At 65.1% G+C, this 12,750-nt stretch carries 9 protein-coding genes; 7 read left to right on the forward strand and 2 right to left on the reverse strand.

What is annotated here, in order from left to right:
- The 4 genes from GVL61_RS12335 to GVL61_RS12350 all read left to right on the forward strand — a co-directional run.
- Window positions 1–822, forward strand: an 822-nt coding sequence (locus tag GVL61_RS12335) for a caspase family protein (RefSeq protein WP_159980447.1), incomplete at its 5' end; no start/stop codon positions are given.
- Window positions 819–2,720, forward strand: coding sequence for a hypothetical protein (locus GVL61_RS12340; protein WP_159980449.1), 1,902 nt, complete (start codon window positions 819–821; stop codon window positions 2,718–2,720). The genes GVL61_RS12335 and GVL61_RS12340, both read left to right, overlap by 4 nt.
- Before the next feature lie 222 nt (window positions 2,721–2,942).
- Window positions 2,943–3,605, forward strand: a complete 663-nt coding sequence (gene tenA, locus GVL61_RS12345; RefSeq protein ID WP_159980451.1) for a thiaminase II — start codon at window positions 2,943–2,945, stop codon at window positions 3,603–3,605.
- 93 nt (window positions 3,606–3,698) lie between these two features.
- Window positions 3,699–5,297 (forward strand): alkaline phosphatase, encoded by a 1,599-nt coding sequence (locus GVL61_RS12350; protein ID WP_159980453.1) that lies wholly within the window; start codon window positions 3,699–3,701, stop codon window positions 5,295–5,297.
- Window positions 5,298–5,311: 14 nt separating this feature from the next.
- Here GVL61_RS12350 and GVL61_RS12355 read toward each other — a convergent pair whose 3' ends face one another.
- On the reverse strand, window positions 5,312–6,430 hold the full coding sequence (locus tag GVL61_RS12355) for a DNA alkylation repair protein (protein WP_159980455.1): 1,119 nt from the start codon (window positions 6,428–6,430) through the stop codon (window positions 5,312–5,314).
- Window positions 6,431–6,442: 12 nt separating this feature from the next.
- Window positions 6,443–7,561: a zinc-binding dehydrogenase gene (locus GVL61_RS12360; protein WP_159980457.1), complete on the reverse strand. Its 1,119-nt coding sequence runs from the start codon at window positions 7,559–7,561 to the stop codon at window positions 6,443–6,445.
- Between the two features lie 362 nt (window positions 7,562–7,923).
- Here GVL61_RS12360 and GVL61_RS12365 point away from each other — a divergent pair, with 362 nt between their 5' ends.
- The 3 genes from GVL61_RS12365 to GVL61_RS12375 all read left to right on the forward strand — a co-directional run bounded on the left by GVL61_RS12365 (window position 7,924) and on the right by GVL61_RS12375 (window position 12,683).
- A complete protein-coding gene (locus GVL61_RS12365) occupies window positions 7,924–8,199 on the forward strand; it encodes an HU family DNA-binding protein (RefSeq protein ID WP_159980459.1) in 276 nt (91 codons plus the stop codon).
- Window positions 8,200–8,353: 154 nt separating this feature from the next.
- A complete protein-coding gene (locus GVL61_RS12370) occupies window positions 8,354–9,028 on the forward strand; it encodes a hypothetical protein (protein WP_159980644.1) in 675 nt (224 codons plus the stop codon).
- 247 nt (window positions 9,029–9,275) lie between these two features.
- Window positions 9,276–12,683 (forward strand): acyl-[ACP]--phospholipid O-acyltransferase, encoded by a 3,408-nt coding sequence (locus tag GVL61_RS12375; RefSeq protein ID WP_235037660.1) that lies wholly within the window; start codon window positions 9,276–9,278, stop codon window positions 12,681–12,683.
- The last annotated feature ends 67 nt before the right edge of the window (window positions 12,684–12,750 follow it).

Raw genomic sequence — 12,750 nt, forward strand, 5'->3', positions numbered from 1 at the left:
GCTCCCGCCCCTGCCCGCGTCGGCGCACAGAAGATAGCGCTGTGCATCGGCAACAACGCATTTCCCGATGGCATGGCACTGTTCGGCTGCATCAACGATGCGAACACCTGGGCGGAAACCTTCCGGGGCCAGGGTTTCGAATCGAAAGTCCTCGTCGATCTCCATGCCGAGGAAATCCGTGACGCGATCAGGAGCACGCTCCTGCGCAGCCGGGCGGGGGACACTGTGTTCATCCACATCTCCTCGCACGGGTCGCAGGTGCTGGACGTCGACGGCGACGAACTCGCCGACAACCAGTTCGCAGATACCTTGGACGAAGCGCTGGTCGCCGTCGACTGGCGCGACGGTGGGCTCATCGTCGATGATGAATGGCCTGCCCTGTTGGCCGTCCCTCAAGGCGTGAAGCTCGTGCGGTTCCACGATTTCTGCCACTCCGGTCGGTCCAGCCGCATGGCGCTGGCCGACACATCCCGCCGCCGCAAGCGCAGCGTCTCGCTGCCGGATGAAATAGCCCGCAAGGCCTATGCCGCCGCCCCCAAGCGTGAGAAAGGCGCGGCGCGGGCGGCGGCGGCGACCTACGGCGCAGAACTGCCCTACCTCACTTTCTGCGCCTGCCTTCCCAACGAATCCGCAATGGAGGAAAACGGATCGGGCCTGTTCACCCGCGCCGCCGCCCGCGTCCTTCAGGGTCAGGGCGCATCCTTGAGCGCGCAGGCCGCATTCGAAGCCATCGCCCGCGAAATGCAGGGTGATCCCCAAAAACCGCTGCTGGAAGGCTCCGATATCATCGCCGCATCGGCGCTGTTCGGCGGCCTCTCATGAGCACCCCGCCCGGGAAAGGGCCGGACAAGGTCACCGTATCGGCGCGGGTACTGCACGAAGTACGCAGCCCCCGCCCGGCCTGCCCACCCGGCCAGACCCCGGCCGCAGCGGCGGGGCCCAGCCCCGACCTGCGGGACTACCCCACAATGCGCGCGATGCGGGTCTACGCGGCCGATACGTCGATACGCAGTCAGCGCGGCGGCATCGTCACCATCGCCCTCCCATTCGAACCGCTGACTGTGACGGCGCCCCCCGCCACTGCCCTGCGCGGCGAACGTTTCGCCGTTGTACTTCCGAAGGGCGATGCCTGGACCAAGCTGCGCGAAATGTTCGACATGAAGCCGGACAGCGCCGCCATCCTTGCCGATAGCGGCTATGCGCCTTCGCTGTCGGACCCACGCTTCATCGTCCAGATGGTATATGCCGTCGCCTCCGACCTTTACATCACCTTCCGGCGCGCGCTTGGCCGTGAGATCGCGCTGGGCCTGCGTCCTGTCGACACGAACGACGACGGCACCGAACTGTGGGAGCGCAGTAGCCGTTTCGAACTCCACCCCTGGGCGATGGAGGAAGCGCAGGCCTGGTACGACCGCAAGGAAGCCCGGATATCCTTCGGGTATTACAAGGCCAAGCAGGACGCGGTGGGCTATGCACCGGGCAGCCAGGTGTTCACCGCATTGTCCCACGACGTGATCGTGCACGAGATGACCCACGCCTTGCTGGATGCGGTGAAGCCCTATTTCGTCACCCCCACCAACCGCGACGTGCTGGCCTTTCACGAGGCGTTCGCCGATCTGATCGCGATCTTCCAGCGCTTCCGGTACGCCGACCTCGTCGCCGAGCAGATCAGGAACGCACGCGCCAACATCGACGCGCTGGACATTCTCAATTCGCTGGCTCGCACCTTCGCCAAGACATCCGGGCTGGGCAATACCCTGCGCCCGCTTTCGGGCGACCTGATGTACGACACCGTGGGCGAGGAACCGCACGACCTTGGCAATGTGCTGGTCCAGGCCGTCTATCAGGCGTTCCGGGTGGTCGCCAACCGGCGCATCGACCGCCTGGTGGACATCGCGACGAACGGCACCGGGATACTCCCGCCCGGCGCGCTGTCCCCCTCGCTGGCGGACGAGATCGCGCAGCGGGTGAGCAAGACCGCCCGGATATTTCAGACCATGCTGATCCGCGCGCTCGATTACTGCCCCCCCTTCGATATCAGCTTCTTCACGTTCCTGCGCGCGGTGATTTCAGCCGACATCCGGCTGGTCCCCGTCGACGAGGACGGCATCCGCGATGCCTGGATGGAGGCGTTCCGCTATCACCGCATCTTCCCCACCGACGGCCTGCACTATGCCGAGGAACAGATCGCCTGGGATCGCATCCCGGAAGACACGAAGCTGCGGATACCCGCCCTCAGTTTTTCTCAGACCGCCTTCGCGGGCAACCCTGGTGACCTGCTTCCCATGGAAACCGCCGTGACCCAGGCGAGCGAAGTGGCGGCGACGATCAACCAATCCGAAGAATGGCGGACCCATATCGGCCTGGAAACAGCGCCGGACAGCAGTACACATACGACGACGGAAATTCTTGGTATCCGCAGTTTCGCGCGGCCCGGCCCCAACGGCATGACCGAATTCGGGACTGTGGTGGAGATCGTCGGCCGCACATTCGGAGGCCGCGACCGGAGCGGGTTCATGTCCAGCCAGGGCGCCTGCCTCATCTTCGAAAGCGAAGGCAGGCTCTCTTCCTGCGCACCTCTGAGCCCGGACCGGGAAACGCGCCGACAGGATATCGAACAATATTCCGTAAGCGCCCAAGGCGCCCGCAACTGGTCGCGCGATAGCGGCAACGTCTGGAAGCTGGGCAGCGACATCTTCGCGGGCCTCTGCATCCGATAAGTATGCCAGACGCCGAAGAACGTAGCGCAGCATGTCTGCAGCGCGGGTGATGTCCTGCTGCCGACCGTGCCCAATCAGTTGAACGAAATGCGCCTGCAGCTGCCCGCGATTGACCGGACTGGCTCGGTTTCCTAGACACTCCCGGCTAATTTCACCGACGACGCCCGGCCGCCAGATCCGGCGCCAGCGCAGCATGCCGCTTCCAACGAAGGACCAGACCCCATGAGCTTCTGCGACACGATCTGGGAAGAGGTTGCCCCGCTGCGCCGGTCGATCCTGGCCCACCCTTTTCTTGGTGAACTGGCCGACGGCACGCTGAAGCCGGAGGCTTTCCGGCACTACATCGTGCAGGATAGCCTCTACCTTGCCGAATATGCCCGCGTCCTGGCGATCGCAGCCGCCCGCGCGCCGACGGCGGCAGGGCGGCTGGAATTTTCGGACGGTGCCAAAGTCGCGGTGCAGGTCGAGGAGGCGCTGCACCAGGCCTTCTTCGCGCAGTTCGGCGTCACGCCCGATATGGCGCACACCGCTGAAGCCACGCCCGAATGTCTGGGCTATACCAGCTATCTCGCCAGTCTCGCAGCGACGCGCAGCTACGAAGAACTGATCGCCGGCGTTCTCCCCTGCTTCTGGGTCTATTGGGAAGTGGGCTGCGACATCAAGCCGCGTGCCTCATCGCCCAACCCCTATGGTCCATGGATCGATACCTATGCCGATCCGTCGTTCGGCGCGGCGACCGACCGCGTGCGCGCGCTTGTCGACGAAGCGGCTGCCAATGGAACTACAGCCACCCGCGCCGCGATGAGCGCCGCCTTCCGCAATGCAACGCGCTACGAATGGATGTTCTGGGATTCAGCCCACCGCTGCGCCGGTTGGCCGATCTGATGCAGCGAGCATGTCGGCGCTGCTGACCGCCGCAGAGGTTTTACGCATTTCTGTCATGGTTCAGTAACAAGCGGCCCTGATAGCGCCGCCACCATGTCCTTGTCCGACCTCCCGCGCTCGCCCCTTGTTTCCCGATTCTCGCGCCGCACCGTGATCGGCGGTGCCGCCGCCGCAGGGGCGCTTATCTCTATCGGCGCGCGCGGTGCCACGCCCCTGCCTGCGGGGCTTTTCTCGCTGGGCGTGGCGTCGGGCGATCCCGATGCGGACAGCGTGATCCTGTGGACCCGGCTTGCGCCCGAGCCGCTGGCGGGAGACGGCGGGATGCCGCCCATCGCCGTTCCCGTACGCTGGGAAGTGGCGGAAGACGAACGCTTCGTCCGCATCGTGCGCACCGGAACCGCCCGCGCGGAAGCCCACTGGGGCCACGCCGTCCATGTCGAGGCCAAAGGCCTGCAACCGGGCCGCTGGTATTTCTACCGCTTCATCGCGGCGGGCCAATCCAGTCCGGTCGGCCGCACCCGGACTGCCCCCGCAGCCGGCGCCGCCGTGGACCGCCTGCGCCTGTGCTTCGCATCCTGCCAGAAGTACGAAGCCGGCTTCTACGCCGCCTGGCGCCATGTCGTGGCCGAAGACCCCGACCTTGTGCTGTTTCTGGGCGACTACATCTACGAAGGCGCGCCCAGCCACAAGGACGCGGTACGCCAGCACCGCAACCCTGAACCGATGGACCTTGCCGGTTACCGCGTGCGCTATGCGACCTACAAACTGGACCCGCTGTTGCAGAGTGCCCATCATGCCGCACCCTGGGCGCTGACCTGGGACGATCACGAAGTCGCCAACGACTATGCCGGCGCGCTCGATCAGGGCAACGGCGATCCGGTCGCCTTCCTGCGCCGCCGCGCCGCCGCCTATCAGGCCTATTACGAGCACCAGCCTTTGCGAGTGCGCCCGCCGCGCGGCGCCGACATGCGCATCTACCGGACGCTGGACTGGGGCTCCCTCGCCCAGTTGCAGATCGTAGATGACCGCCAGTATCGCGGACCCCATGCCTGCCAGCCCCCCGGCCTCATCGAAGCTCACAAGCCCTACCGCAGCGTCATCGGCGACTGCGCGGACCTCAATGATCCCGGCCGCTCGATGCTGGGCGCAAAGCAGGAGCGTTGGCTGGACCAGCGACTGGCCAGCAGCCCTGCCAAATGGAACGTCCTCGCCCAGCAAACGCTGATGCGCCAGGCTGTCGTCGTCGACCCCAAGGACCCGTCCGAAGGGCCGCATTATTCGGCAGACAACTGGTCGGGCTATCCGGCGGCGCGCGATCACATCTTCCGCCGGTGGGTTCAGGCAGGCACCAGCAATCCGCTGGCGCTGGGCGGCGACATCCACGCCTTCGCCGCCGCCGACATCCGCGACCCTGACCGCCCGGACGCCGCGCCGATCGCTGCCGAATTCGTCGGCGGGTCGATCACCTCGCTGCGCCCCGATCCGGACTTCAAACGGCTCGCCGCTACCAACGGCCTCGCCTTCGCCGAAAGCTACGTGCGCGGCTATGGGCGGCTGGACATAGACGCCAGGGGCGGCAGCGTGACCTATCGCGGCCTTGCCGATGCCCTGCGCGAAGATTCGGGGATCACCGACATCGCCCGCTTCTCACTGGAAGCAGGGCGTCCGGGCCTTCACGTCGAAACGGTCTGAAGGTCCAGCGCTGGTTAGTCCGGCGCGGTGCTTTCCAGCAGCAGGAATTCGCTGCGCGCCATTGTCTGCCCGTTGACCAGCAAATCCAGCGCATGGACGCCGGGATGGTGCCGCCGCGTCGTGAAATCCCGGATTGTCTGACGGATGCCAAGACTGACGGCCTCACCGGCAGCCAGTTCGAAGGTCTTCAGTTTGAACACCTTGGCAGCAGTCTTGCCGCCTGCGCGGGCATAGTGAATGCGGTAATCGACCACCAGCTTTTGCGCCTGCGCAGACGTCGACACCACTTGCGCCCCGATCGCGATTTCCCCGCCGAGGGCCACTCTGGCAGGCGTTGCCGCGAAAAGGCGCACGTCCACGTCTGCACCGTGTGCCACTCCGATCAAGGCCAGCGCGCCGGGATCGCCCTTCTTGATGAGCGTGCGCAGGGCATGGCGCACGATCCACTTGGTCCCGGCATCGTCCTGCGGCCAGGTCGCCAGCCGGTCCAGCAACCACTCGGGGCGGTCCTTGGCGATGTCATTCAAATGATTGGCCACCGATTTGCGGACATAGACGCTGCCGTCCGCCCTGAGAGCCTCAAGAATGTGCGCCGCAAGGGTTGGATCGGCCTTGATCGCCGGCACCCGCGCGCCCCAGGGAAGCCGCGGCCGGCTGCCTTCGCTGGCAAGACGGCGGAGATGTTCGTCCGTACTCCCGGTCCATTCCCGCATGACGGCGAGCGTCCGCGCAGAATCGTCCGCCAGAAAGGGCCGGATTGCGAATTCGGCGGTGCCAAAACGGGTGAGCTGCGCAAGCGCCGCCATCGACAGATCGAAATGCTCCCTTCCCCGGCGGGCGACGAATTCCGTCACCGCGACAGCCTGAAAGCCTTGAGTAAGCCCGGGCGCCATGGCGAGTATGATGTCCAGCGCCGCGGGATAGTCGTCCGGCAGCGCTGGAGCCAGCGCATCGGCGATATGCCTAACCCGCTCCATGATCGAAAGACCGCTCAGGCTGGCGGTCGCAGCTTCCAGAAACCCCGCCCGGTCGAAGCGCGGCGAAGCGGAGACCCCTGCTTCGGCAATGACCGCTAACGCGGCAGGCCCCAGAATGTCCTTCAGAAGCGCAGGCGCCGCCGTCTCGTTTACCATCTTATGCTCGTCTCAGCCCTGGGTCGGGTCTATCAGGAACTTCTCGCCCGTCGCCTTGCGTTCGTAGGCTCGCAGCATGTCCGGCCCCAGCGCCTGCGCAAGGCCGATGACTTTCGTGTAGCGGCTGGCGAAGGTCGTGGTGAGTTCATCGACCACGCGCGCCCGCATCCGGCTCGCCACCTCTTGCCCGGCCTTGCGCAGAAACGGGAACAGAAGCCACCCGCCGGTGCCCCACTGAAACCCGAAGGACAGCCGGTCCAGTACGGTCGGCGCGGTATCGAGGGCGCCGTAGATATAGAGCTGCTTGAAGGTGTCCGATCCATAACGGCTGTATTCGGACATGGTACGGATCGCCGCGCGCTCCATTGCCTGCAGGATATCGCTGCCCAGTGTGCCGCCACCGATGGCATCGAAGGCGATTGTCGCCCCGGTCTGCTCCAGCGCGTCAGTCAGCTGTGCGATGAAATCGTCATCCTTGCTGTTGATGACGTGGGAGGCACCAATCTCGCGCAGGAGCTGCGCCTGCTGCTCCGAGCGCACGATGTTGACCAGCGGTATCCCGTCGGCAAGGCAGATCTTCTGTAGCATCTGCCCCAGATTGGAAGCGGCGGCGGTATGGACGATGGCCCTGTGCCCCTCACTCAGCGCCGTTTCCACGAAGCCGAGCGCGGTGAGCGGATTCACGAACATAGAAGCCCCGTCCGCCGCGCTTGCGCCTTCGGGCAGCTGGATCACGTCGCGTGCGGCGATCCGGCGATAATCGGCATACATCGCGCCGCCGATCATCCCGACGCGCTTGCCTTCCAGATGGCCGACGTTCCGCCCGACAGCGACCACCGTGCCTGCCCCCTCGTTGCCGACCGTCATGGACTGGCCGAGCCGCCCGCGCGCACCTGCCAGCCTGCCTTGCGGAACGGTAAAGGCGATGCCGCCAGCTGCCCCGACCGTCAGCGAAGAGACGTCTGCCGGACCAAGCAGCAGGCCGAGATCGCTGGGGTTGATCGGCGCCGCTTCGACCCGCACGACGACTTCATCGTCCCCCGGATCGCCGACCACCACGGTTTCCAGCGAGATCGTGAGGATGCCGTCTTCGGCAAGGGTCGAGCGCAGTTCGCGTCCGCTGAGCGTCATGTTCGTCTCCTTCATGCAGCAGCCGCCAGCGGCTGCCCTGACCGGCCTGGCTGCCCCATATAGTACGTTTTTAGGCAATTGCTTCCGGGCGATGACACAGAGTTCATCCGCCCCCTCGGGCCCGTCACGGGGGCGTGATTCGCCCTTCAAACGCCCTCGACCGGGCCAAATCTTCGGGAAAACCGCTCTAAGGGCACCGTTTTCAGCCAGTTTGATGCTCAGACGGGCTGGACCAGCCGGGAAAGAGCGTTATGCCTGAGCGCGGAAGTCCCTTGGTGAGCGGTAATGGCCTGAAAGTAGCGGCGCCTGCGCAAGCCGCCAGGGTGGTTTCCCATAAACTCAATTCGACAGGAAGAACGATCATGAACAACAGCGATCTCGCCGACGTCATCGCCACCGACACCGGCATCACCAAGACCGACGCCCGCAAGATCGTCGATGCCGTTTTCGACGCAATCGGCAACGCGGCGGCAAAGGGCGACGAAATCTCGCTCAACGGTTTCGGCAAGTTCAAGATCAAGGACAGCCCGGAGCGTGAAGGCCGCAATCCCGCCACCGGCGAGACCATGACCATCAAGGCTTCGAAGAAGCTGGCGTTCGCGCCCGCCAAGGCGATCAAGGACAAGCTGAACGGCTGATCGTTCAGGTGACCTGGCGCTCCGCAGCTCGCGGGGCGCCAATCACCGCCCCTCGGCATTTGTGCACTGCAGAGCGATAAGCACTGGCCTATGGCCGGATCATCGGCCATCTTCCTGCCTTTCCAATCCGGCAGGAGAAATTGTGTACCGCCCGATGATGCTCGCGATGAGCGCGATGCTCGCCGCCGCCCCGGCCACTGCGATGGCCCAGACCCCGCGCGAACTTCTGACCATCGCCGCTTTTCAGGCCCCCACCAAACCCAGGGCCCTGGCATTGATCGGCCAGGCGATCACCGCTTCCGACAGGATATTGGCGTCGCGTCCGGGTGACCGTGAAGCCACGCTCCAGCGCGGGGTCGCCATCGGTTACCGCGCCAAACTCACCCGCAGCCGCTCCGATGCACGCACTTCTCTCGGCATATTCGAACGGCTGGCGGCCGAGAACCCCCGCGACCCCGAAGCGCAGATGGTCATCGCCGGCTGGCACCTCGACGCCATCGACCAGTTGGGCGCCTTCATAGCGCGCACCGCGCTCGGCGCAAAAGCCCAGGTCGGCGAGGCCGCGCTGGCCCGCGCCGTAGCGCTGGGCGGCGACCGCGCCTTCTACCCCGGACTGGCCGCGATGATGCAAATCCGCCGGAACGATACCGACGTCGTCCAGGCCCGCCGCTGGGCCGAAGCCGCGGCGACAGGGCAGACCCCCACCCCCCTTGACACACTCATGAAGCGCGCGGCGCTGGCCATCCTTCCCGCGCTGCGGACCAATGACGGTGGGGCGGCTGCGGCCCTGTCTCGCAAGCTGCTGCCGTTCGGGAAGATGACGGACTAGCGGTCGACCTGTTCCCGTCGAACCAATCTCCCCGTCGCCCCTACCCAGTCAGCTTTCGAATTAAAATTGAACGGCGTGTAATTCTTTAATTGAACGTCGTATATTTTTATGCGATCTCGCGATGGCCAGCGAATCGAAACGCCTGTGCCTTTGGCCGACAAGGCTGATGCTTTTCCTTCGTGACTGATTTCGCGCTCTTCGCTTAACCATTGCCTGCTAGTCATCGGCGCAATTGGGGGATCTATCCGTGTCTGCACCTGACCTTTCGCTGCTGGGCAAGCGCCGCTTCGCGCCGATGTTCGTCGTCCAGTTCCTGGGCGCCTTCAACGACAACCTGCTGAAGTTCGCCATGCTGTTCCTCGCGAACTTCGGCATCTTCGCGGCGGAGCCTGACAAGGCGGAATTGCTGGCGGCACTCGCAACCGGGCTGTTCATCGCGCCCTATTTCCTGTTCTCGGCATTGGCGGGGCAACTGGCGGACCGCATCGACAAGGCGCGACTGGTACGCTGGATCAAGCTGGCCGAAGTCGGGATCATGGGCATCGGACTGGCAGGTTTCTGGTTCCAGTCTATTCCGGCGCTGATGGCGGCGCTGTTCCTGATGGGTCTGCACTCGACGATCTTCGGCCCGGTCAAGTATTCGATCCTGCCGCAGCACTTGCGCGAACATGAGATCATGGGCGGCACCGGCCTCATTGAAGCCGGCACTTTCCTCGCGATCCTCGGCGGGCAGTTGCTCGCGGGCGTGATCCCGGCCTGGGAGGCGGGGCTTACAGCCATGGGCGTAGCGCTGATTGGCTACATCGCCGCACTCGCCATTCCCGCCGCCCCGCCGCTCAAAAGCGGTCACCCGGTGGACTGGAACGTCTGGCGCGGCACGATGAGCATCCTGAAAACCGCACGCCATGGACGCGGCGTCTGGCTTTCGATTCTGGGCATCAGCTGGTTCTTCGCGGCGGGTGCAGTGCTGGTATCGGAATTCGCGCCGCTCGTCAGCGGCACCCTGGCGGCACGGCAGGAAGTGGCGACACTGTTCCTGGTGATCTTTTCCGTCACGATCGCATTCGGATCGATCACGGTGAACAAGCTGCTCGGCGGCGAGGTTTCGGCTCGCTATGTGCCGGTTTCGGCACTGGCGCTGGCGCTCGGCCTGGTCGACCTGTGGCTGTCGACCAGCGGCTTTTCCGTCCGCACCGCCGGCGCTTCGGTGGAACAGTTCATCGCCACGCCCGGCGCAATCCGTATCCTGATTGACCTCACCGTCATTGCTTTTGCCGGCGGCATGTTCATCGTCCCCCTCTATGCGATCCTCCAGATCGAGAGCCTGCCGGAGGAACGTTCGCGCATCATCGCCGCGAATAACATCGTCAACGCTGCCGTGACCGTGGTCGCCGTGCTGGCGATCACCGGGCTGCTGGCTTCTGGCATGGACGTGCCCGGCCTGATTGGCGCGCTGGGCTTCGCTTCGCTTATCGTCGCGTTCGTCAGTATCTGGCTGCTGCCCGAAACCCTGTTCAAATGGGTGATCCGCGCCATCCTCAAGGCGCTCTACCGCGTGGAGGTATCCGGCATGGACAATATGCCCGGCCCCGGCGAAAGCGCGGTGGTCGTGGTCAATCACCTCAGCCTGCTCGACGGCGTGCTGCTTGGCGCGTTCCTGCCCGGCAAGCCGACTTTCGCGATCAACACCCACATCGCCAGGGCATGGTGGGTGAAACCCTTCCTGGGGCTGTTCGAGGCCTTCCCGGTCGACCCGACCAACCCGATGGCCGCCAAGGCAATGGTCAAGGCCGTGCGCGAGGGGCGCACCCTGGTGATCTTCCCCGAAGGACGGATCACCGTCACCGGCGCGCTTATGAAGGTGTTCGACGGCCCCGGCATGGTGGCCGACAAGGCCAACGCCCCGATCGTCCCCCTGCGCCTCGACGGACCGCAGCGCACGCCTTTCTCCTACCTCAAGGGCAAAGTGCGCCAACGCTGGTTCCCCAAGATCACGCTGACCGTGCTGCCACAGCGCCGTTTCTCCATCGCCGACGAACATGGCGGCGAGATGAGCGCCCGTCAGCGCCGCGCAATCGCCGGTCGCCGTCTCTACGACGAGATGAGCGCCATGATCTTCGACACTACAGACACGCACCGCACCCTGTTCGAAGCGCTATGCGAGGCACGCGACATCCATGGCGGCAAAGTGGGCATCGTCGAGGATGTGAAGCGCGTGCCGCTTACATACGACCGCCTGCTGATCGCCGCGCACTTGCTGGGCGGCAAGTTGTCCCGGTCCACTGTGCAGGGCGAAAACGTCGGTGTGCTGCTGCCCAATGTGAATGGCGTGGCCGTGGCCTTCTTCGCGCTTCAAGCCCAAGGCCGGGTCGCCGCGATGCTGAACTTCACCGCTGGCCTCGCCAACCTCAAATCGGCCTGTGCAACCGCACAGATCCGCGCCATCATCACCGCCCGCGCCTTCGTGGAACAGGCTAAGCTGGACGATGTGATCGCCGCGCTGGAAAGCGGCGGCATCAGCGTCGTCTATCTCGAGGATGTCGCCGCCACCATCACCGCAGGCGCCAAGCTGCGCACCGCACTGCTGCGAAGGCGGATCGCGGGGCGCCACCGCCGCCTGGGCATTTCACCCGATGCGCCGGCAGTGATCCTCTTCACCAGCGGCTCGGAGGGCACGCCCAAGGGCGTCGTCCTCACCCACCGCAACCTGCTGTCGAACTGCGCGCAGCTTGCCGCCCGGATCGACTTCAACGCCAGCGACGTGGTGCTGAACGCCCTGCCGGTGTTCCACAGTTTCGGCCTGACCGGGGGCACCCTGTTGCCGCTCCTGAATGGCATCCGGACGGTGCTCTACCCCAGTCCGCTGCATTACCGGATTGTGCCCGCGCTCGCCTACGATGCCAATGCCACGATCATGTTCGGCACCGACACATTCCTTGCCGGATATGCGCGCATGGCCCATGGCTACGACTTCTATTCGTTGCGGTACATCTTCGCGGGTGCCGAGCGGGTGCGTGACGAAACCCGCAAGGTCTATGCGGAGAAGTTCGGTCTGCGCATCCTTGAAGGTTACGGCGCCACCGAAGCGGCGCCGGTGATCGCAGTCAACACGCCGATGCATTTCAAGGCCGGAACCGTCGGCCGCCTGCTGCCGGCGATCGATGCGCGCCTCGATACCGTGCCCGGCATCACCGAAGGCGGGCGCCTGCATATCCGCGGCCCCAACGTCATGGCCGGTTATCTGCTGGCGAGCGATCCGGGGCAGCTCCAGCCTCCCGAAAGCGGGTGGCACGATACGGGGGACATCGTCACCATGGATGATGACGGCTTCGTTACCATCCGGGGCCGCGCCAAGCGCTTTGCCAAGATCGGCGGCGAAATGGTCTCGCTGCCGGCGGTGGAAGGCTATGCCGCTGCCGTCTGGCCCGGCGCGGAACATGCCGTCGTCACCCGGCCCGACGCGAAGAAGGGCGAACAGTTGATCCTTTTCACCACTGCCCCCTCGCCCGATCCGAAGGCCCTGCAGGAATGGGCACGCGGCAACGGCGTGACCGAACTGATGGTCCCGCGCGACATCCGCTGCATCGAGGCGCTGCCGGTTCTGGGCACGGGCAAGATCGACTATGTCACGCTGGGGCAATGGGCCCTGGCCTGAGGCACCCTGCTGTCAGGATCATGCTGACGAATCCACAGGTTTTCGCCGCGATGCGCACGAAAAAGTA

Origin of the sequence: Novosphingobium sp. 18050, assembly GCF_902706195.1 — a bacterium.
Taxonomy (GTDB): Bacteria; Pseudomonadota; Alphaproteobacteria; order Sphingomonadales; family Sphingomonadaceae; genus Novosphingobium.